Below are 21279 nucleotides of genomic sequence, written 5' to 3' on the forward strand. Positions count from 1 at the left end.
GAGCCCCACAGTCGCGAACGGATACAGACCAGTGACCGCGGTGGTCGACTGTGACGAGTGTTCGGGGATGGGTTTCCTGGTGCGGCGGTGCTGCTGCACCGACGGCGGGGACCGGCTGGTGGTGGACGTGGGTGCGTACCGCGACGAGGCGTACGCCGGTTGTCGGGTCTGCGGCGGCGACGGCAGCGTGGCCGAGGTGTGTTACCGGTGCGGGCAGAGCGGGCGGCGGCGGGCGCAGCTCGTGGTGACGGTGGTCAACCTGGACAGCGGGGCGGCGGCTTCCCGGCGGCTGGTGCCCGGTCGGGTCGTGCCGCAGGTCGACGCGGAACGGGTGTGGCGAGCGCGGGAGCTGGTCGGCGAGCTGGCCGAGACGGTCGGGGTGCGGGGGTTGCGCCCGCGCTGGGGTCGGCGGCGCCTGGACGACATTCTGGTCTGGTACCCGACGTCGTGGCAGCCCGATCTGCCGCAACGGCGGCGGTTGGCGCTGGAGGCAGCGGCCCTGGCCCGGCAGGATTTCGACCCGTGGCGCGTCTACGTGGGACGCAGCACCGAAACACCGTCGCCTGCGGTTCCCGGCCACGAGCTGGCCCGGCTCTGCGGGCTGGCCGATCTGCTTCACCTCGACCTGGTGGTGGAGGCCCGCCACCGGCACGGCTGGCTGCTCTGGCAGGTGCGCTACGACCTGCCCGGCTCGCCGGTGCCCCGGGAGCGGCACGTTGCCGGTGCCGTCGATCTCGCCTCGGCGGTCGCCGGCACCACCGTGGCCAGCGCCCTGCGTGGGCTGGACGAGCGGGGACGGCACGCCCCCGCGTACACGGTGCGGCCGGTGCCGACTGCCGACGTACCCCGGGTGGTGGATCTTGACCGGCTCGCCCGGAAGGTCCTCGCGGACCTGGCCGGCGACGCGCCCGGGGCGCAGGCCATCTGGCGCGACGGGCGTTGGTGGCACACGCCGCTGCACCCTGCCGGCCGGGTGGAGGAGCTGTACGAGCGGGAGACCGGCCAGATCGTCCAGCGGGTCGAGCAGAAGCTGCGGCGGGCCACCGAGCCGCCCGATCCGGTCTGGTGGGGTGAGCCGATCGCGCAGCGGCCGTGCCCGGACTGCCGGCCCGGCACCCGGCTGCGCCGCTGCGACTGTCGGCGTACCGCCGCCAGCCGGTCTGACCCGCACTGCCCGGACTGTGCCGGTGCCGGCTTCGCCCCGTCGGCGCTGCGCTGCTCGACCTGCCGGGACAGCGGGCGCATCCCGGCGGCGTTGACGGTGACCGTGACCGACCTGCGCCGGGTGAGCCACGAGACCTGGCGACCGATGCCGGGCGAGGCCGCGCCGGTGGTCGGCCACCAACCCAACGGCACCACCGTGCATCAGCTTCCCACCCGCTGGCGGCTGGCCCGCCACGCCACCACCTTCGGGGTACGCCCGGCTGACCTGAGCCGTCTCGACGAGGACTGGCCGCTCGACCAGGACCTGCTCGACGGTACGGTGACCGCCTTCGACCCCGACGTCGAGCCGGCCCGGCAGCACCTCGAACGCCTCGCCGCCGGGCTACCCGGAGCGCGCCTGTTCGTGCTGGCCGCCGTCCCTGACGCACCGTCGCTGACCGACCTGCTGCGGCTCGCGCACGCTGTGGACCTGACCGCCGTGCTGACCTACTGCGACCACCGGCTCGACGTCGGTGACCCGACGAAGATCCAGGGGGAGCGGTGGCACGTGGGGCTCGCGGCGCGCGACGCCGAGATCGGCCCTGAGCTGCCGCTGTACGCCAGCGTCGAACTGGCCGTCGCCCGCTGCGTCGAGCACCTGGACAACCATCTGCTCGCCACCGTGCCCCGAGACCCGGAGCAGCCGGTACCCGTCCCGCAGGCCGCACCGTCGCCACCGCCGCCGGACCCGACCGTGCTGATCCGCCGGCTCGGCAACCACTACGCCGGCCAACCCGTCACGGCATCATTCAACCGCGGTACCTGCCACCTCTGGTTGGCCGAGGAGGGCGTCCTCCGGCCGCTTGCGCGAGCGGCCACGCTCCGCGACGCCGTTGAGGCCCTGCGCCTGTGAGCCACGGGCCGCCGATCCTCGTGCGCCCCGGTGGCGCGCACGCGGTGGCGACCCGCACGAGGCGTCAGCCGCCGATGCCTCGGATTGCTTCGATGACGGTTTCGGCGACCTCGCCCGGTCGGGCCACGGCCATCGCGTGCGAGCCGCCGATCAGCTCACGCTGGCCCTGCGGCTTGGCCCGTTCGGCCATGAACCGGTGTGCGGCGACCGGGATGTTCATGTCGGCATCGCCGAACACGAACCAGCTGGGCAGTGTCCGCCAGGCGGGGTCGCCGGTGAGAGCGTCGTTCAGGGCCTGCTCGGTGACCGGCCGCTGGGTGCGGGCCATGAGGGCGGCGACTTCGCTGGAGACGTCCCCGGCGAACTGCTTGTGGTAGGCGTCCTGACCGATCGCCACCTCGTTACCGCCGGTGGACACCGGATACTGCACCAGGGTGTCGGCGAGGGTGCTGCCGGGGAACTGCCCGGACAGCGACAGTGCGCTCTCGCCGGTCTCCGGGGCGAAGGCGTTGACGTAGACCAGGGCGCGCACCGTCGGGTTGTCGGCCGCCGCCTGCGTGATCACCATGCCGCCGTACGAGTGCCCGACGAGGATGACCGGGCCGCCGACCCCTCGGATCACGTCCAACAGATAGGCGGCGTCGCCGGGGAGGCTGCGCAGCGGATTGGCGGCGGCCAGCACGTGGTAGGCCCCGAGGCGCTCGATCACACCGTTCCAGCTCGCCGACTCGGCGAACGCGCCGTGCACGAAGATGATGGTGGGCTGCTGATCGGGCATCGCGTACTCCCTCACTCGGAGATGCTGTGCACCTACGACGGCGCCGATATGCCGGAGTACCCGCCAGGTGTGGATGAAACGTGCCGACCGATCCCCTGCGGCAGGGGATCGGTCGGCGGCCGGGACGGGTTCGCTCAGGCGTCCCGGCGTCGGAAGGCAGCCGCCGCTCCGCCCCCGGTGACGGCGATCCAGCCGAGCAGGACGAGCAGGCCGCTGACGGGCGTCAGGGGCGGTGCCGGGTCGGGAAGGTAGAGCAGGGCCCCCGCCCGGTCCGGCAGGTATCGGGCGTGCGGGGTGACGGTGCCCAGCACCGGCGAAACGACCAGGATGAGGCTGAGCGTGACGACGAGAGCGGGGACGACGGCCCGCGTGAGCGTGGCCAGCGCCAGACCGAGCGATCCGATGAGCACGAGATAGGCCGCCGCGCCGACGACCCTCCACACAGGAGAATCGGTGACCACGGGAACGTCGTGTGTGGACAGTGCGACGCGGGCCGTGAGCAGCCCGGTGACGAGCGCCGCGACAGCGGTTCCGGTGGCCCAGGCCAGGTAGGCGATGCCCTTGCCGACCAGCACCGCCAGGCGGTCCGGTACGCACAGCAGGGTGGTGCGGATCTGCCCATCGGTGTACTCGGTACCGACCACGAGGACGCCGAGCGCGACGGTGCCGGCCTGGAGGTACGGCACCGCCTGGAGGACGACCGCGACCGGGTCGTCCGCACCCAGCGGAGCGGCGGCCAGTGCCCCGGTGATGACCATCGCCGCGCCGATCGTGCCGACGGCCGTGGCCGGCACCGCAGGAAGGCCGGACAGCTTGGTCAGCTCCGTGGCGGCGGCCCGGGCATGGGAGCGGCTCACGCGTCCCGCCACCGGAAGACCGCACCGGCCAGCACGAGCAGCCCCGCCGTCCACGTCGCCATGACCAGGCCGCCGGGGAGCGGGGCGAGCGCCTCGTCGAACGCCAACAGGTCACCGGCGAACATGCTCATGCCCGCGAGGTCGGGCAGGAACCTGGCGAGCGGGGTGAGGTGGGACAGCAGCACGGAGACCGAGACGAGGGAGCTGTTCACCACGAGCACGATGATCGGAGCGATGCCGTTGCGGGTGAAGACCGTGACCGCGAGGGCGGTCAGCGCCGTGAGCATCCAGTAGATCCCGGCACCGACCGAGCGGGACAGCACTCCGTCCGGAGTCGGTGGGGCGTACCCGCCGATTATCTTGTCGGCCAGCGCCAACGAGGCGGGAATCGCCACCAGGGCCGCGACCGCGACCAGCAGACTGACGGCGATCGCCTTGCCGGCCAGCACGCCGAGCCGGCCGGGGGTGGCGGTGAGGGTCGTGGTGATCTGCCGTCCGCCGCCGATGTTCGCTCGGTTCGCGGTGTACTCGGCGCTGACGGCGACGACGCCGAGGACCACCGCGCCGACCGTGCCGATCGGTACCGCGGAGAAGACCGCCTCGACCGGCGAGGTGTAGGCCGTCAGCTCGGGTCGTCCGCTGCGCAGCGCGGCGCGGACACCGACGGCGTTGATCAGGGTGATCGCGACCGGACCGAGCACGGCGACAGCCAGGGCGACCATGGTCGCCGGCAGCGTCGCCGTCTTGCGTATCTCGGCGGCGACCGTGTTGGGGAAGCTCATCGCCCACCTGCCGTCGGTCCGGTGAGGGCGAAGAAGGCATCCTCCAGGGTCGGGTACCCGGCCGTGACCTCGCCGGTCGGGCCGGCGGCGACGACCCGCCCGTGGGCGATGACGACCAGGTCGTCGGCGATCTGGTCGACCTCGCTGATCAGATGGCTGGAGAGCAGCACGGTGCCGCCGGCGTCCGCGTGACCGCGCAGCAGTCCTCGGATCCAGCGAATGCCCTCCGGGTCGAGCCCGTTCACCGGCTCGTCGAGCACCAGCGCACGGGGTTCGCCGAGCAGCGCGGCGGCCAACCCGAGTCGCTGGCACATGCCGTACGAGAACCGACCGACCCGGGTGCCTCCGACGGCACCGAGCCCGACCTGGTCGAGCACCTCGGCGACCCGTCGGGTCGGGATGTGGTTGCTGCGCGCCATCCAGGTGAGGTGGTTGCGGGCGGTACGGGAGCGGTGCGCGCCGGAACCGTCCAGCATCGATCCGACCGTGCGCAGCGGCTGACGCAGCCGCCGGTACGGTCGGCCGTCGACCAGGGCTGTGCCGGCATCCGCCCGGTCCAGGCCGAGCAGGATGCGCAGGGTGGACGACTTGCCCGCACCGTTGGGCCCCAGTAGACCGGTCACCCGGCCCGGTGCGGCCCGGAAGGTGACGTCGGTGAGGATCTCGCGGGAGCCGCGCCGCTTGACCAGACGCTCGACTGACAGCATGCCCACCATGTCAGCCCGACGTGGTGGTCCGCGTCATCGGACCAGAGCCGGGACTTCCACTGGCTGCCCCCACCCCAGGTCGCTCCGACCCAGGTCCGATGTGCTGGCACGGTCCGGGTTCCTAGACTCGCGAGGTGGCACCTGACGGGCGACCGGCACGGCGATCCTGGCTGACCGCCGTCGCCGTCGTGGTGCCGGTGATCCTGCTCCTCTGCCTCACCACGGCGGGTGCCGAGGGGCCGGCCGGGACACTCCTGCTGACGCTGATCACCGCGGTCGCTGTCGTGGCGTCGCTCTGGGCGGTGCTGCGCGTCCGACACGAACGCCGGGTGTACGAGGACCGGCTGACCGCGTGGGCCGCCGAGCGGGCTGCGGCGGCCGAACGCCTGCGTATCGCCCGTGAGCTGCACGATCTGGTCTCGCACGGCATGGGCCTGGTCACCGTCCGTGCCGCCACGGCCGCGCGGATGACCGGGCCGACCGGTGCCACCGAACAGGCGAACGCGCTGTCCGACATCGAGAGGATCGGTCGGCAGACCACCGCCGAACTGCGGCGGATGCTCGACGTGCTCCGCGCACCGGGCGGCGAATCCGCTCCGTTGCGGCCACCCGACACACTCGACGCCCTACCGGAGATCGTGCGGTCCGCCACCGCCACCGGGATCACCGCCACCGTCGACGTGCGGAATGTCGGTCAGGTGCCACCCGGCGTGCAACTCGCGGTGTGCGCGATCGTCCGCGAGGGGCTGAGCAACACCGCCCGGCACGCCGGTCCGACCCGCGCGCACGTCACCGTGGACCGCGACGGCGACGCGATCGTGGTGAGCGTACGCGACGACGGGCCCCGGCCCGGCTGGCGACCGCGCCCCGGTGCCGGGCACGGCCTGGACGGGCTACGCGAGCGGGTGAGCATGCTCGACGGTGCCCTGCACGTCGGTCCGGTCGGGCCGGGCTTCCACCTGACGGCACGGCTGCCGGCCCGGTGCTCCCCATGACCACTGAACCACCGGGTCGTGCCACCGCCATCCGGGTGCTCGTCGCGGACGACCAGCCGCTGCTGCGGCACAGCCTCGCCCTGCTCATCGACGGCACCCCGGGACTGACCGTCGTCGGTCAGGCCGCCACCGGAAACGAGGCGGTGTCGCTCACCCGGGAACGCCGTCCCGACGTCGTCCTGATGGACATCCGGATGCCCGACGGCGACGGCATCGAAGCGGCCGAACGCATCACCGCCGCCGCCGACCTGGGCGGCACCAGGGTCGTCGTGCTCAGCATGTTCGCGCTCGACGAGTACGTGGCCGCCGCGCTGCGCGCCGGAGCGCACGGTTTCCTGCTCAAGGACGCCCACCCGGACCAACTCGTCGACGCCATTCGGCGCACCCACGCGGGCGAGTCCCTCTTCGCCCCCAGCATCCTCACCCGTTTCGTCGCGCACTACCTCGACCGGCCCGGCCCGCCGGAGGTCCGGAGGATCGACGGGCTCACCGGGCGCGAGACGGAGGTGCTGTCTCTCGTGGCGCGCGGCCTGTCCAACGACGAGATCGCGCGGTCACTCACCATCTCGATCAAGACCGTCAAGACCCACATCGGCAACCTGCTCACCAAGCTCGACGCCCGGGATCGGGCGCAGCTCGTCATCGCCGCGTACGAGAACGACCTCGTCGCACGTCGACGCCCACAGTGACGGCCGGGTCGGATCAGCGCGAGGTTGCCGGTCGGGCGTCGGGCCGGGTTACCTGGACGGGTGGACCATCCCTGGCTGCGCGCTCCTGCCGCACACGTCGCCGAGACCGCACGCACGTTGCTCGGCTGGGAGGTGGCGGCGAACGGGGTCCGGATCAGGCTGACCGAGGTCGAGGCGTACGCGGGAACCGGGGTGGACCCCGCCTCGCACGCCCACCGAGGTCCCACGCCCCGGACGAGGGTCATGTTCGGCCCGGCCGGGTACGCCTACACCTATTTCGTCTTCGGCATGCACTGGTGTCTCAATGTCGTCTGTGGGGGTGAGGGGGAGGCGGCGGCGGTCCTGCTGCGCGCCGGTGAGGTGGTCGACGGCCTGGACCTGGCCCGCAAGCGACGCGGGGAGGTGCCCGACCGCGACCTCGCCCGTGGGCCGGCCCGGCTGGTGGTGGCGCTGGGTGTCGACGCGACGGCGAACGGCACCTGCGTGTTCGACGGGACCGGACCGTTGCTGTTGACGCCGTCGACCCGCCCGGTCGCACCGGCAGCCGTCTCCGCCGGGCCGCGCGTCGGCGTGGCCGCCGCCCACGAGGTGCCCTGGCGTTTCTGGATCACCGGCGACCCGACCGTCAGCCCGTACCGCCGGCACGTGCCACGACGACGAACCTGACGGTGCCGGGGATGGGAACGGCGGGGCGGGGGACACTGGCACAAGCCGGTGAGCGGAATAGTTGACGCGTCAACTATGTTGTCGGGAGCGTCGGGGCCACCCGCCCCGGTCGGACGACACGAGGAGCGGTCATGCAGTTCGGAGTCTTCACCGTCGGCGACGTCACGGTCGACCCGACCAACGGGCGGGAGCCGACCGAGGCCGAGCGGATCAAGGCGATGGTCACCATCGCGCTCAAGGCCGAGGAGGTCGGCCTCGACGTCTTCGCCACCGGCGAGCACCACAACCCGCCGTTCGTGCCCTCCTCACCCACCACCATGCTGGGCTACATCGCCGCCCGCACCGAGCGGCTGCTGCTCTCCACGGCGACCACGCTGATCACCACCAACGACCCGGTGAAGATCGCCGAGGACTACGCGATGCTGCAACACCTCGCCGACGGCCGGGTCGACCTGATGATGGGCCGGGGCAACACCGGGCCGGTCTACCCCTGGTTCGGCCAGGACATCCGCAACGGCATCCCGCTCGCGATCGAGAACTACGACCTGCTGCGCCGGCTCTGGCGCGAGGACGTGGTCGACTGGAAGGGCAAGTTCCGTACCCCCTTGCAGTCGTTCACCTCGACGCCACGCCCGCTCGACGGGGTGCCCCCGTTCGTGTGGCACGGCTCCATCCGCAGCCCGGAGATCGCCGAACAGGCCGCCTACTACGGCGACGGCTTCTTCGCCAACCACATCTTCTGGCCCGCCGAGCACACCCGGCGGATGGTCGGCCTGTACCGCCAGCGTTTCGCGCACTACGGTCACGGCAGCGCCGACCAGGCCATCGTGGGTCTCGGCGGTCAGGTCTTCATGCGCCGCAACTCCCAGGACGCGGTGCGCGAGTTCCGCCCGTACTTCGACAACGCGCCGGTCTACGGCCACGGACCCTCGCTGGAGGAGTTCACCGCGCAGACCCCGCTGACCGTGGGCAGCCCGCAGCAGGTCATCGACCGCACCCTCGGCTTCCGTGACTACGTCGGCGACTACCAGCGGCAACTGTTCCTCATCGACCATGCGGGGCTGCCCCTGAAGACCGTCCTGGAGCAGCTCGACCTGCTCGGTGAGGAGGTCGTGCCGGTGCTGCGCAAGGAGTTCGAGTCGCTGCGCCCGGCCCACGTGCCGCTGGCGCCGACCCACGCCTCGCTGCGGGCCGCCGCCGGTGGTGGCGGCGACAACACCGTGCACGCCGTCGACGACGTCACCGGCCGGGCACCGGAGCAGGCCCGATGACCCTGTCGGACGCCGGAGGCGGCCGGATGACCGCGCGTACCCTCGCCGTGGTCTCGGCCGGGCTCAGCCAGCCCTCCTCGACCCGGCTGCTCGCCGACCAGCTCGCCGCGGCCACCCGCGACGAGCTGGTCCGGCACGGCGAGCAGGTCACCCTGCGCCCGGTCGAGCTGCGCGAGCACGCCCACGACATCGTCAACCACCTGCTCACCGGCTTCCCGTCGGAATCGCTGCGGCAGGTCCTGGACGACGTCACCGGCGCCGACGGTCTGATCGCCGTCAGTCCGATCTTCAACGCCTCGTACAACGGGCTGTTCAAGTCGTTCTTCGACCTGGTCGACGCCGACGCCCTGAGTGGCCGTGCGGTGCTGATCGGCGCGACCGGCGGCACGGCACGGCACTCCCTGGCGCTGGAGCACGCGCTCCGCCCGATGTTCGCCTACCTGCGGGCGGTGGTGGCGCCGACCGCGGTCTTCGCCGCACCGGAGGACTGGGCCGGCGGTGCTGTCGACGGCGCGTTGCGCGCCCGGATCGACCGCGCCGGCCGGGAACTGGCCGACCTGGTACGGCGCAGCGCGCCGTCCGACGGGCCCGCCGACCCGTTCGCCCTCACCACCAGCTTCGACCAACTGCTCGGCGGCCAGGACACCTGACCACCCTCGACCGGGCCGCCGGCAGGCGGCCCGGTCGAGCTCTCACTGCTGCGGCTGGTGCGGGTGGGCGATGAGCACCGGGCACCGGGCATGGTGCACCAGCGCCTGGCTGACCGAGCCGAGCAACAGCCCGGCGAAGCCACCCCGACCGCGCGATCCGACCACCACCAGCGCCGCGTCCCCGCTCGCCTCGATCAGCGCGTGGTCGGCCTTCGGCGCGACGATCACCCGTTCGTCCACGGTCAGCCCCGGGTGGCTGCCCCGCGCCGCCGCCCCGGCGGTGGCGAGCAGCGCCGCCCCGTCGTCGTCCCCCTCGTCGGCGACGTGCACCAGCACCAGCGTGCCGCCCCGGCGGACAGCCTCCTCGGCGCCGTACCCGACGGCGAGTTCGGCCGACTCCGACCCGTCGACCCCGACCAGCACCGGCCCCTCGGAGGGAACCGGACGGTCCGGCGGTCGGATCACCAGCACCGGGCAGTGACCGTGCGAGGCGACCTGGGTGCCGACCGAACCGAGCAGCAGCCCGGCGAAGCCGCCCAGGCCCCGGCTGCCCACCACCACCAGCTCCGCCCGGCGGGACTCCTCGACCAACGTCGCACCCGGCCCACCAGCCACCTGGCGTACCTCGACCGAGAGCCCCGGCCACCGGTCGACCAAGTCGGCGGCGGCCTGTTCGAGCATCTTGCGACCGTCCTCCGACGCCGCCGGTATGCCCACCTCGTACGGGTTGATCGGCACGCCGTAGCCGAGCGGGTGCAGGTAGCCGTGTACCAGGTGCAGCGGCCGGGATCGCCACACCGCCGCCTGCGCCGCGTGTTCCGCGGCCACCAGGCTCGGTGGCGATCCGTCCACCCCCACCACGACAGGTCGGTTCATCGTCTCTCCATCGGTCGGTCAGGTCATTGTCGAGGTGTCCCGCCCCGGGACACCTCGACACGCCACCGGTCAGGTCTCCTCGACCGTACGCAGCTTCCGGACGATCGCCAGCGGGGAGTGCGCGTGGTGCAGCACGGCGTGGCTGACCGAGCCGAGCAGCAACCCGCCCAGCGCCCCGCGCCCCCGGGCCCCGACCACCACCAGTTGAGCGGTACGGGACTCCTCCACCAGCGCCCGACCCGCGGAGCCGCGCACCAACCGCCGCTGCACCGGCACCTCCGGATAGCGCTCGGAGCAGCCCGCCACCGCCTCGGCGAGGACGCGTTCCTCCTCGTCCCGGAAGGCGTCCAGGTCGTAGACCAGCGGCAGGATGTCCCCGGGACCGACCGGGGTCGGATACAGCCACGCGCGCACCGCCACCAGTTCGGTGCCGCGCCACGCCGCCTCCTCGAAGGCGAACCGCACGGCCTCCCGGGACAGGTCCGAGTCGTCCACCCCCACCACCACCGGCCCGTCCGCCCGCACCTCGCCGCGCACCACCAGCACCGGGCATTCGGCGTGCGCGCTGACCTGCACGGCCACCGAGCCGAGCAGCAGCCCGGCGAAGCCACCCAGACCACGGTTGCCGAGGACGACCAGCGCCGCGTCCCGGGCCTCGGCGAGCAGGACGGGGCTCGCCGCCCCGTCGACGACAGCGCCGGTCACCGCCACCTCCGGGGCCACCTTCCCGGCCTCGGCGACCGCCTCGGCGACGCACCGCTCGGCCTGGCCACGGAGCCCCGCGTCGGCGGGCGCGCCCGGCGCCGGCCCCAACGGCACCTTCATCAGCGGCCAGATGAACGCGTGCACGATCCGCAGCGGACGGTTCCGTTGCGCCGCCTCCCGCGCCGCGACGCGCACCGCCTGCAGGGCGGTCTCGGATCCGTCCACCCCCACCACGATGGGAGCACCGGTCTTACTGACCATCACACTCGCCTCCTCGACGTCCCCGTCAGCCTGTCATCCGACGGCAGCAGAATGGGTGGACATGCCGTCGTCAATTCTTGGCGTTCGCCGGGCCAGCCGCAGCACCAGACCCGGCAGGACACTGACCACGCCGCAGGCCAGCAACTCCGGGACACCGAGGGCCTCGGTGCCGAGCAGTTCCCGCAGCGGCGACAGCAGCACCCCGGCGACCTGGAGCAGCGCGGAGACGGCGACCGCGAGCGGCAACGCCGGATTCACCCACCGGCGCCCCGGCGGTCGGGGCGCGCGGACCGCCAGGGCGACCCCGAGCTGGGCCAGCCCGAGAACCACGAAGACCACCGACTGCCACGGACGGCCCCAGTGGGCGGCGAGCACGCCCGCGCCCAGGGTCACCGCCGCGATCAGTGCGCCGCCGACCAGGATCTGTCGGCCCAGCCCCGCGCCGAGCACCGACTCCTGCGGCGAGCGCGGTATCCGACGCAGGGCGCCGGGCTCGGCCGGCTCGGCGCCCAGGGCCACCCCGGGCACGCCGTGGGTGAGCAGGTTGATCCAGAGGATCTGCGCCGGCAGCAGCGGTACGGGCAGCCCGAACAACGGCCCGAGCAGCATCACCGCGATCTCCGCCACCCCGCCGGCGAGGGCGTAGCGCAGGAACCGGCGGATGTTGTCGTAGATCCGGCGACCCTCACCGATCGCGGTGGCCACCGTGGACAGATCGTCGTCGACCAGCACCAGGTCGGCCGCCTGCCGGGCCACCTCCGTACCGCCACCCATGGCCACGCCGATGTCAGCGCGGCGCAGGGCGGGCGCGTCGTTGACGCCGTCGCCGGTCATCGCCACCACGTGACCTCGGGACTGCAACCCGGCGATGATGTCGAGTTTCTGCTCCGGCTGCGTACGGGCGAACACCCGCGCCGCCGGTGGCGCCGCGGCCGGGTCGCCGTCGTCGCCGCGTACCACCGGGTCGCCCTCGGCCCACAGGCCCAACTCACCGGCGATGGCCGCCGCGGTCGCCGGATGGTCGCCGGTGACCAGCACCAGCCGCACCCCGGCGTCGGCGAAACCGGCGGCGATCTGTGGCGCACCGGCACGCAGCGGATCGCCGACCGCGACCAGACCCACCGGACGCAGCCCGTCGGGGTACGCGGGGTCGGCCGGTGGCCGGTCCACCAGGGCGGCGGCCAGCGCCAGCACCCGCAGCCCGTCGCCGGCCAACCGCTGCGCGGCGGCGGTCAGCAGGGCCAACTCGTCGGCGTCGGCGTCCAGCAGCGGCGTGGTGAGCACGTTCTCCGGGGCGCCCTTGCACACCACCAGGTAGCCGCGCCCACACGCGCGGTGCACCGTGGTCATCCGGCGTAGCTGCTGGTCGAAGGGGTGTTCGGCGATCCGGGGCCAGGCGTTGCGGGTGCTCTGCGGGTCCAGGCCGCAGCGCGCGGCGAAGGCCACCAGGGCCGCCTCCAACGGATCACCCACGGCACCCCAGGACGGCCGCTGCTCGGTCGGCGGGGCGAGGGTCGCGTCATTGCAGAGCAGCCCGGCCCGGGCCAGTCGGCGCAGCTCGTCCGACACAACCACCGGCGTGCCGTCGCGGTGCACGGTGCCGTGCGGGTCGTAGCCGCTGCCGGCGACCCCGAACCGTACGCCGTCGCCGGTGACCGCCTGCTGCACGGCCATCCGCCCCTCGGTGAGGGTGCCGGTCTTGTCCGAGGCGATCACGGTGACCGAGCCGAGCGTCTCCACCGCGTGCAGCCGGCGGGGGATCGCCCGCGCTGTGGCCATCCGGCGCGCACCGAGCGCGAGGGCCAGCGTCACCACGGCGGGCAGCGACTCCGGCACCGCGGCGACCACCAGGCTCACCGCGGTGACCGCCATCTCCACCAGGGGTCGACCGCTGAGCAGACCGACGGCGAAGACCAGCCCGGACAGGGCCACCGCGGCCAGGCCGAGGATCCGGCCGAGCGAGCCGAGGCGCCGTTGCAGCGGGGTGGCCGCCGGTCGGGTGGTGGCCGCCAGGGTGGCGATCCGGCCGAGCGCGCTCGACGCGCCGGTGCGTACCACCGTGCCGTCGGCCCGACCGGTGGTCACCACCGTGCCGGCGCTGACCTCCTCACCCGAGGCCCGGAAGACCGGCACCGACTCCCCGGTCAGGGCCGACTCGTCCAGGTGGAGCCGGCTCGCGTCGTGCAGCAGCAGATCGGCCGGGAGCACGTCACCGGCCTCGACCCGGACCAGGTCGCCCCGGACCAGTTCGGCAGCGGGCAACACCGCGTCCCGGCCGTCCCGGACCACGCGGGCGGTCGGCGCGGCGAGCTGGTCGAGGGCGGCGATGGCCCGGTCGGCGCGTACCTCCTGCACCACCCCGATGGCGGTGTTGACCGCCACCACGAGCAGGATCACGGCGGTGTCGGGATAGTCCCGCAGCAGCGTGGTGACCACGGCGGCGGCGAGCAGCAGCGCGACCAGGGGATCGGTGAGCTGGCGCACGATCCGGGTCGCCAGGTGCCGTCGGGGCGGTGTCGCCGCGACGTTCGGGCCGTCGGTCCGCAGCCGGCGAGCGGCCTCGGTCGAGGTGAGTCCGACTGTCGCCGCGACCATGTCGTCGCTGCCCACGTCCCCATCCGCGACCTGGAGTCCGGTCACCGCCCACTCCGCCCTGTGCGCCCGGCGCGCCCCGGCGGCACGCCTGTCGACTCCAGCCTCGTCCAGACCGGCGACGCCCGGCAGGGGCGATCCGCCCGCACGGCCCGGGACCAACGGCCCTGCCGTCCCCGGTGGCGTCCCGGACGGGGACGCCTCGACGCGTATGGTCGGCCGGTGACTGACGACCTGCGGCTACGACCGGTGGCCGAGGACGACCTCGTGGAGTTCTACGTCCACCAGCTCGACCCCGAGGCCAACCGGATGGCCGCCTTCGGCGCCGTGGACCCGGCCGACCCGCGCGGGTTCGCCGCACACTGGGTACGCATCCTGACCGACCCGGCGATCGTGGCCCGCACCGTCACCGTCGACGACGTCGTGGTCGGTCACGTGCTGGCCTTCCCCGTCGGGGAGCGCACCGAGGTCAGCTACTGGATCGACCGGACCCGTTGGGGACGCGGGTACGCCACCCGCGCCCTGGCCGCGCTGGTGCGGGAGGTCCGGCACCGGCCGCTGGTGGCGCGGGCGGCCACCGACAACACCGCCTCGCTGGCGGTGCTGCGCCGGTGCGGGTTCGTGGTGCGCGGCACCGACCGGGCGTACGCCCCGGGCCGGGGCCACGAGGTCGACGAGTACGTCCTGGAACTACCGGCGTGATCCTTACCCGCTGCGGCGTGATCCGCCCCCTGAAACGGAGGTTGACCAGGGCGGCGACTACCCTCGCGGGGTGAACTGGCTGGAACTGACCGGCTGGGCCGGCTCCGCGTTGCTGGTGTGGTCGCTGCTGCAGACGCGCATCCTCCGGCTGCGCGCCCTCAACCTGGTCGGCTGCGCCGTCCTGATCGGCTACAACGCCGCGATACAGGTCTGGCCCATGGTCGGACTGAACGTGGTGCTGGCCGTGATCAACATCTGGTACCTGCGGCGGCTGCTCACCACCCGCCACGACGAGCAGACCTACCAGGTGGTCGAGGTGGGCGCCGACGACGCGTTCCTGGCCCACACGCTGCGGGTGCACGCCGCCGACATCGCCCGCTTCAACCCGGGGTTCCACCCGGACCAACCGGCGGGTCGATCGGCCTTCCTCGTGGTACGCGCCGACGAGGTCGTCGGTGTGGTGCTGGTGCGCGACGTCGGCGACGGAGTGGCCCAGGTCGACCTGGACTACGTCACCCCGCCGTTTCGGGATTTCACCCCCGGCGAGTTCGTCTACCGGCGCAGCAGCCTGTTCACCGACCGGGGCTTCCGTCAGGTGGTGAGCCCACCGGGCATGATCGCCCCGTACTACCACCGGCTCGGGTTCCACCGGGCGGGGGAGTCGTACGTGCTGGATCTGCCCGCCCCCGCGCTGCCCCAGGGCTGACCGTCCCGCCCGTCGCGCCAGCGCTGGCTGTCGCGGCCGTGGTGCCAGGGCGATGATTCACCGCCGGAACGAGTGGGCATAGGCACCGCTACGCCGGTGGGGCCGCCACCGGGCGCGGTCCAGCGAGGGAGAACCGGGCGTGCAGAGCTACTGGAGCCAGCTGGCCCTGGTCGCAGTCCTGATCGTGTTGAACGCGATCTTCGCGGGGAGCGAGCTGGCGCTGGTCTCGCTGCGCGACAGCCAGGTCCAGCGGCTGGAACGCACCGGGCGCACGGGCCGGGTGCTGGCCCGGCTGGCCCGCGACCCCAACCGCTTCCTGGCCACCATCCAGATCGGCATCACCCTGGCCGGGTTCCTCGCCTCGGCCGCCGCCGCGGTGTCGCTGGCCAAGCCGCTGGTGCCGGTGCTGGAAGGGATCCTCGGCCGGGCCGCCGGCCCGGTCTCCGTGGTGCTGGTCACCCTGGTGCTGACCTTCGTCACCCTGGTCTTCGGCGAGCTGGCCCCGAAACGGATCGCGATGCAGATCCCGGAGCGCTGGGCGCTGCTCGTCGCCCGGCCGCTGAACCTGCTGGCCGCCCTCACCCGGCCGGCCGTCTGGGTGCTCGGCGCCACCAGCGACCTGGTGGTCCGACTCTTCGGGCTGGACCCGAAGCCCGAGCGGGACGAGATCAGCCCGGACGAGCTGCGGGACATCGTGGCCGGCCACCACGGCTTCACCAAGGAGCAGCAGACCATCATCGCCGGCGCCGTGGAGATCGCCGAGCGACGGCTCCGGGCCGTGCTGGTGCCGAGGTTGCGGGTCTTCTGCCTGGACAGCGGCACCACGGCGGAGGCCGCCCGAATCGTGCTGGCCGCCTCCGGGCACTCCCGCGCGCCGGTGGTACGCCACGGAGGGCTGGACGACGCGGTGGGCGTGATCCACCTGCGGGACCTGGTCGGCGTCGGCGGCGACCAGCCGGTCGACGAGTACGCCCGCGCGCCGATGCTGCTGCCGGACTCGGTGCCGGTGGTCGACGCGCTGCGCCGGTTCAAGGCCGAACGCCAGCACATGGCCCTGGTCGTCGACGAGCGCGGTGCCGTCGAGGGCATCGTCACCCTGGAAGACATCCTCGAGGAGATCGTCGGGGAGATCTACGACGAGACCGACCGCGATGTCGGCGAGGTACGCACCGACGCCGACGGTGCGTTGCTGTTGCCGGGCACGTTTCCCATCCACGACCTCTCCGACATCGGTGTGGAGCTGCCCGGACGCCCGGACGGCGAGTACACCACCGTGGCCGGGCTGGTCCTGGCCGGTCTCGGCCGGATCCCCGCCGCCGGGGAGCAGCTGACCGTCGACGGCTGGCGGCTGGAGGTGACCCTCGCCGACGACCGGGTGGTCTCCGGTGTCCGGCTGCGTCGCACGGCCCAGACGCGCACGGACCCGGACGAGCCCGTCGTCGAGGTGCCCGCATCCGATCCGGCCGTACCCGCCGACGTGCCCGAGCCCGCTGTCCCCGCCGCCGTGGACGCGCCCGAGACGCGCCCGGACGGCACGGCGGGCACGCCGACGGATCTGCCGCCGGTGCTGGACGGCAACCGGCGCTGAGTCAACCCGCCGGGTCGGCAGCGGGCGGCTCCGGCAGCGGTGGGTCCAACCGCACCCGGTCGAGCGGCAGCTGCCTGGTGCGGCGACCGAGCATCCGGGCCAGCGCGCGGACCGCCCACGGACCCGACGGGTGCCGTTGCGGACCGATCAGCCGCCCACTCATCCGCCCGTACCAGTGCCGCGCGACGACCAGGTCGGTCAGCCGCAGCGGGCCGTCGGCGGGACCCCGCAGGACGAGGTCCACCACCCGACCCAACCGGCGGCCCTGGAGGTCGTACGCGATCCGGCCGAGCAGCTCACCCGCTCGCACGGTTCGCTCCCGGGATCCGGCCGATCAGATTCCGGCGCAACCACTGCTCCACCGGCGAGGTGGGCAGCTCGTCGGCGCCCACTCGCAGCCACACCGCACTGTCGACCCGCTCGATCAGGGCGTACGGGATGCGCAGCGGCCGCATCGGGCGATCCGTGACGAACTGCTCGGCGGCCAGCACCAGCATCCGTCCGAGCCGCCCGCCGACCCGCTGCCCGAGCACCCCCGGCCCGCTGAGCAGCGACCGCAGGTACGGCACGCCGTCCGCGTCGAACGCGAACTCCACGTCGTCGACCTTGCCGATCAGCCGCCCGTCCCGGTCGACGAGTTGCCGGTCGAGCAGCTGTTGGCTGACCTGGATCCTCACTGGCCCATCCTCGTACCGATCGCCAGCGGTACGGCGACGATCGACGCGACGAGGATGACCAGCAGCAGCACCGAGCCCAGCAGGTTGAGTGCTCGACCGTTGACCCGGTCGCCCAGGTAGGTGCGGTCGTTGGCGACCACCAGGATCGGCAGGTAGGTCAGCGGCAACGCCACCGCACTGATAATCAACATGTACTCGGTGAGCGTCACCGGGTCGACCGTGGTGAGCAGCAGGAGCACCCCGAGCAGCACGCTGACCCGCAGTACCGTGTGGAAGCGGGCCGCCTCGCGGGGACTGACCCGCTTGCCCCACTGCCAGCCGAAGTACTGCGCGGCGGCGTACGCGGCGGACAGGCCGGTCTCCAGCGCGGCGCCGAAGGTGACCGCGAAGAACGCCAGCGCGGCCACCGCCAGACCGACCGCGCCGAAGGCCAGCACCACCGGGTGCGCTACCTGGTCGAGCCCGTCCACCGACAGCCCGGCGGGGCGCAGCACCACGGCCGCCGTGGCGATCAGCGACAGGGCGAGGAAACCGCCGATCGGGAAGCCGACCAGCACGCTGAACCGGGCGTCGGCGAGGTCGTCCGCGCTCCAGCGTTCCTCCACTCCGCCCGAGGAGAAGAAGAACACCTCGTACGGGCTGACCGTCGAGGCGAACAGCGCCACCGCCACGAACCAGTACGCCCCCCACCCCTGGCCGGAGTCGTCCGGTGCCACGGCGCTGCGGCCGAGCGACGCCCAGTCGGTCGGCAGCCAGAACAGGGCGACGGCGAAGACCACCAGAGCGAGCCCGGCCAGCCCGAAGACCCGTTCCATCACCGGGAACCGCATCCGCCACAGCACCAGCCAGACCGCGATCCCGGCGATCGGCACCCAGAGCAGGTACGGCACCCCGGTGGCCAGCCGCAACGCCAGCGCCACCCCGCCCAGCTCGGCGGCCAGGGTGATCACCGTGACCAGGTAGGAGGCCACCAGGTTGACCAGCGCCATCCGCGCGCCGAGCCGCTCCCGGATCAGGTCGAAGACCGCCCGGCCGGTCACCGCCGCGATCCGTCCGGCCATTTCCGCGTACGCGCAGATCGCCACGACCCCGAGCAGGAGCACCCAGGTGTGCGCCATCCCGAAGCGGGCACCGGCCTGACCGGCGGCGACCAGGTCGCCGATGTCGACGAAGCCGCCGACCGCCGACAGGATGCCGAGGGTGGCGGCGAGGAGCTTCCTCACGTCGGCGGCCAGGGCTCGGTCATCGACGCGACGATAACGCCGCGAAAGCCGCTATCTACCCAAAACCGCTACGCCTTCGGTCAGGCACCCCGCTCGCTGGCGTCCGGATAGAGGTTCTGGAGGCGGACCTGGCCTCGGGCGACCAACTGCCCGTCCGCGTCGGTGATCTCCACCTGCCACAGCTGTTGGCTCCGCCCCCGGTGCACCGGGGTGGCGACCGCGACCAACTCACCGTCGCGTACGGCCCGCAGGAAGTCGGTCTGGTTGGACACGCCGACCACCCGCCCACGCTCGCCCAGCCACACCCCGGCCCCCAGGCTCGCCGCCGTCTCCACCACCGAGCAGTGCACCCCGCCGTGCAGGATGCCGTACGGCTGGTGCAGCTCCGGGCGGACCCGCCAGCGGATCGTGACCCGGTCTCCGCTGATCTCGTCCAACTCCAGCCCGAGCAGGGCGAAGAAGCCGCCCGACATCACCGACACGTCCACGGTCACCTCCACGATCTTGGAATGGCCAGCCTAGTGCCGGTGTGTTCCGGCGGAACCCGGTAGGGCCGGACCGGGCTGATGGGGGACAATCGGTGATCGTGACCGACAGCAACCTCCCGCCGGTCCGGCGGGACTCCCTCACGGACGACCTGCGCTGGCGGGGCCTGATCCAGGACTCCACCGACCCGGACGAACTGCGCGCGCTGCTCGACGGTCCGGGAGCCTCCTTCTATGTGGGCTTCGACCCGACCGCGCCGAGTCTGCACGCCGGCCATCTCATGCAGGTCACCACCGCCCGCCGCCTCCAACTCGCCGGGCACCGGCCGTTGCTGCTGGTGGGGGGTGCGACCGGGCAGATCGGCGACCCGAAGGAGAGCGCGGAACGGACCCTCAACCCACCGGAGGTGGTGGCGAGCTGGGTCCAGCGGATCCGCGACCAGCTGGCACCCTTCGTGTCGTACACCGGGGATCACGCCGCCCGCCTGGTCAACAACCTGGACTGGACCGGTGAGATGTCGGTGGTGGAGTTCCTGCGTGACGTCGGCAAGCACTTCCCGGTCAACCGGATGCTGGCGCGTGAGGTGGTCCGGGCCCGGCTGGAGAGCGGGATCAGCTTCACCGAGTTCAGCTACCAGCTGCTCCAGGCCAACGACTTCTTCGAGCTGCACCGTCGGCACGGCTGTCAGCTCCAGTTCGGCGGTTCCGACCAGTGGGGCAACATCACCGCCGGAGTCGACTACGTCCGGCGACGTGGGCTCGGCCCGGTGCAGGCGTTCACCACCCCGCTGGTGACCAAGTCGGACGGCTCGAAGTTCGGCAAGACCGAGGGCGGGGCGATCTGGCTCGATCCCGAGATGACCAGCCCGTACGCCTTCTACCAGTTCTGGATCAACGTCGACGACAGCGATGTGGCGCGTTACCTGCGCTACTTCAGCTTCCGTTCCCGGGAGGAACTGGAGGAGCTGGAGAAGGAGGTCGCGGAGCGGCCGGCGGCGCGGGCGGCGCAACGGGCCCTCGCCGAGGAGCTGACCACCCTGGTGCACGGCGAGCGGGAGATGGCCCAGGCGGTCGCCGCCAGCCAGGCCCTGTTCGGCCGGGGCTCGTTGGAGGAGCTGTCCATGGAGACGCTGCGCGCCGCGCTCACCGAAGCCGGTCTGGTACGCGTCGACACCCTCCCGGAGGTGGCCGCCCTGTTCAAGGAGTCCGGCCTGGTGCCGAGCATGAAGGAGGCACGGCGGGTCATCGCCGAGGGTGGCGCGTACGTCAACAACACCCGGGTCACCGCGACCGACGCCGTGGTCTCCCCGTCGGACCTGCTGCACGGCAGGTACCTCGTGCTGCGTCGGGGCAAGCGCTCCTTCGCCGGGGTGGAGGTCACCTCCTGACCGCCGACCGGCAGGTGTGACGTGGGACGCGTCCGGTGGATTTGACGATCAATCCTCCGGACGCGTAACTTTCTCTCTGCCAGCGCGGAACGGACGAAACAGGTCGAAAGACCCCAGGCCGGAGCGCAGGTAGACCCTCTCGGATCGGATGGATGTCCTCCATCGCGTCCGGGCCGGGCGGTGCCCCAGATTCGCCGGGAGGCGGATTTGGTGGGGCGGAACCGACCGGGTATGGTTGTCGACCGGCAGGGCCCCAGGCGCGCTTAACGGGAAACCGCAGCGGCTGGCCTGCCAAAACCAGGATCAGCTCTGGCGAAAGCCAGCCGGATCGTGGTGCCCGGATAACGGGTGGAAGCGTGACAAAGCGGCACGAGCCGGTTTGACACGACAGAAACCACCGGGTAACGTAGTAAAAGTGCCCGGTGCGGTTGTGGTCGGGTGTGGTGCCCCGGATGGCGGCCCGTTGGTGGGTTGTTTGATGGTGTGTGGTTGTTCTTTGAGAACTCAACAGGGTGCTTGATAAGCCAGTGCCAATTTGTTTGATTCCCGGGCTGGCCAGGCGTGTGTCTGGTTGGTTTGGATTCCTTTGGCAACATTTTTTGTTGTCGGGGTTGGATTTCTTTGA

At 72.5% G+C, this 21279-nt stretch carries 21 protein-coding genes; 10 read left to right on the forward strand and 11 right to left on the reverse strand.

Annotation, left to right across the window (positions count from 1 at the left end; translation table 11 throughout):
• Positions 1-31: 31 nt before the first annotated feature.
• Positions 32-2056, forward strand: coding sequence for a hypothetical protein (locus FF096_RS13985; protein ID WP_309223265.1), 2025 nt, complete (start codon positions 32-34; stop codon positions 2054-2056).
• Positions 2057-2120: 64 nt separating this feature from the next.
• Here FF096_RS13985 and FF096_RS13990 read toward each other — a convergent pair whose 3' ends face one another.
• The 4 genes from FF096_RS13990 to FF096_RS14005 all read right to left on the reverse strand — a co-directional run bounded on the left by FF096_RS13990 (position 2121) and on the right by FF096_RS14005 (position 5180).
• Positions 2121-2834, reverse strand: coding sequence for an alpha/beta fold hydrolase (locus tag FF096_RS13990; RefSeq protein WP_155218070.1), 714 nt, complete (start codon positions 2832-2834; stop codon positions 2121-2123).
• A gap of 134 nt (positions 2835-2968) precedes the next feature.
• Positions 2969-3691, reverse strand: coding sequence for an ABC transporter permease (locus tag FF096_RS13995; RefSeq protein WP_155218072.1), 723 nt, complete (start codon positions 3689-3691; stop codon positions 2969-2971).
• Positions 3688-4473 carry an ABC transporter permease gene (locus tag FF096_RS14000; RefSeq protein ID WP_155218074.1) on the reverse strand — a complete coding sequence of 262 codons (786 nt, stop codon included), beginning with the start codon at positions 4471-4473 and terminating at the stop codon, positions 3688-3690. The genes FF096_RS13995 and FF096_RS14000 overlap by 4 nt, the downstream gene beginning before the upstream one ends.
• Positions 4470-5180 carry an ABC transporter ATP-binding protein gene (locus FF096_RS14005; protein ID WP_155218076.1) on the reverse strand — a complete coding sequence of 237 codons (711 nt, stop codon included), beginning with the start codon at positions 5178-5180 and terminating at the stop codon, positions 4470-4472. Before FF096_RS14005 ends, FF096_RS14000 begins: the two co-directional genes overlap by 4 nt.
• Positions 5181-5314: 134 nt before the next feature.
• On the opposite strand from FF096_RS14005, the gene FF096_RS14010 reads away from it, so the two are divergent.
• The 5 genes from FF096_RS14010 to FF096_RS14030 all read left to right on the forward strand — a co-directional run bounded on the left by FF096_RS14010 (position 5315) and on the right by FF096_RS14030 (position 9451).
• A complete protein-coding gene (locus tag FF096_RS14010; RefSeq protein WP_309223266.1) occupies positions 5315-6175 on the forward strand; it encodes a histidine kinase in 861 nt (286 codons plus the stop codon).
• Positions 6172-6864 carry a response regulator transcription factor gene (locus tag FF096_RS14015; protein WP_155218078.1) on the forward strand — a complete coding sequence of 231 codons (693 nt, stop codon included), beginning with the start codon at positions 6172-6174 and terminating at the stop codon, positions 6862-6864. The genes FF096_RS14010 and FF096_RS14015 overlap by 4 nt, the downstream gene beginning before the upstream one ends.
• Before the next feature lie 60 nt (positions 6865-6924).
• Positions 6925-7530, forward strand: coding sequence for a DNA-3-methyladenine glycosylase (locus FF096_RS14020; protein WP_309223267.1), 606 nt, complete (start codon positions 6925-6927; stop codon positions 7528-7530).
• A gap of 131 nt (positions 7531-7661) precedes the next feature.
• Complete coding sequence (locus FF096_RS14025; RefSeq protein ID WP_155218082.1) at positions 7662-8801, forward strand: LLM class flavin-dependent oxidoreductase; 1140 nt, start codon at positions 7662-7664, stop codon at positions 8799-8801.
• Positions 8802-8827: 26 nt separating this feature from the next.
• Complete coding sequence (locus FF096_RS14030; protein ID WP_155218224.1) at positions 8828-9451, forward strand: FMN reductase; 624 nt, start codon at positions 8828-8830, stop codon at positions 9449-9451.
• Between the two features lie 42 nt (positions 9452-9493).
• Here the strand turns inward: FF096_RS14030 and FF096_RS14035 are convergent, their stop codons facing one another.
• From FF096_RS14035 to FF096_RS14045, 3 genes are all read right to left on the reverse strand, one after another.
• On the reverse strand, positions 9494-10327 hold the full coding sequence (locus FF096_RS14035; RefSeq protein ID WP_155218084.1) for a universal stress protein: 834 nt from the start codon (positions 10325-10327) through the stop codon (positions 9494-9496).
• Positions 10328-10396: 69 nt separating this feature from the next.
• Positions 10397-11293, reverse strand: a complete 897-nt coding sequence (locus FF096_RS14040) for a universal stress protein (RefSeq protein ID WP_155218086.1) — start codon at positions 11291-11293, stop codon at positions 10397-10399.
• Between the two features lie 33 nt (positions 11294-11326).
• Positions 11327-13933: a cation-transporting P-type ATPase gene (locus tag FF096_RS14045; protein WP_309223268.1), complete on the reverse strand. Its 2607-nt coding sequence runs from the start codon at positions 13931-13933 to the stop codon at positions 11327-11329.
• Positions 13934-14107: 174 nt separating this feature from the next.
• Here FF096_RS14045 and FF096_RS14050 point away from each other — a divergent pair, with 174 nt between their 5' ends.
• The 3 genes from FF096_RS14050 (at position 14108) to FF096_RS14060 (ending at position 16881) form a co-directional block, all read left to right on the forward strand.
• Complete coding sequence (locus FF096_RS14050; protein ID WP_309223269.1) at positions 14108-14587, forward strand: GNAT family N-acetyltransferase; 480 nt, start codon at positions 14108-14110, stop codon at positions 14585-14587.
• A 70-nt stretch (positions 14588-14657) separates the two neighbouring features.
• The gene (locus FF096_RS14055) at positions 14658-15293 is read left to right on the forward strand and encodes a hypothetical protein (RefSeq protein WP_309223270.1); all 636 of its coding nucleotides are present in this window, start codon (positions 14658-14660) and stop codon (positions 15291-15293) included.
• A gap of 139 nt (positions 15294-15432) precedes the next feature.
• A complete protein-coding gene (locus FF096_RS14060; RefSeq protein WP_309223271.1) occupies positions 15433-16881 on the forward strand; it encodes a hemolysin family protein in 1449 nt (482 codons plus the stop codon).
• A gap of 1 nt (position 16882) precedes the next feature.
• On the opposite strand, the gene FF096_RS14065 is transcribed toward FF096_RS14060, so the two are convergent.
• From FF096_RS14065 to FF096_RS14080, 4 genes are all read right to left on the reverse strand, one after another.
• Positions 16883-17191, reverse strand: coding sequence for a PRC-barrel domain containing protein (locus tag FF096_RS14065; protein ID WP_309223272.1), 309 nt, complete (start codon positions 17189-17191; stop codon positions 16883-16885).
• A complete protein-coding gene (locus FF096_RS14070; RefSeq protein ID WP_309223273.1) occupies positions 17178-17558 on the reverse strand; it encodes a hypothetical protein in 381 nt (126 codons plus the stop codon). The genes FF096_RS14065 and FF096_RS14070 overlap by 14 nt, the downstream gene beginning before the upstream one ends.
• Positions 17555-18781 carry a divalent metal cation transporter gene (locus tag FF096_RS14075; RefSeq protein WP_309223274.1) on the reverse strand — a complete coding sequence of 409 codons (1227 nt, stop codon included), beginning with the start codon at positions 18779-18781 and terminating at the stop codon, positions 17555-17557. The genes FF096_RS14070 and FF096_RS14075 overlap by 4 nt, the downstream gene beginning before the upstream one ends.
• 80 nt (positions 18782-18861) lie before the next feature.
• On the reverse strand, positions 18862-19254 hold the full coding sequence (locus tag FF096_RS14080) for a PaaI family thioesterase (RefSeq protein WP_155218236.1): 393 nt from the start codon (positions 19252-19254) through the stop codon (positions 18862-18864).
• A 107-nt stretch (positions 19255-19361) separates the two neighbouring features.
• Between FF096_RS14080 and tyrS the strand changes: the two genes are divergently transcribed.
• Positions 19362-20654, forward strand: coding sequence for a tyrosine--tRNA ligase (gene tyrS / locus FF096_RS14085; RefSeq protein WP_375335335.1), 1293 nt, complete (start codon positions 19362-19364; stop codon positions 20652-20654).
• The last annotated feature ends 625 nt before the right edge of the window (positions 20655-21279 follow it).

It is taken from the genome of Micromonospora sp. CP22 (assembly GCF_009712475.1).
Lineage (GTDB): Bacteria > Actinomycetota > Actinomycetes > Mycobacteriales > Micromonosporaceae > Micromonospora.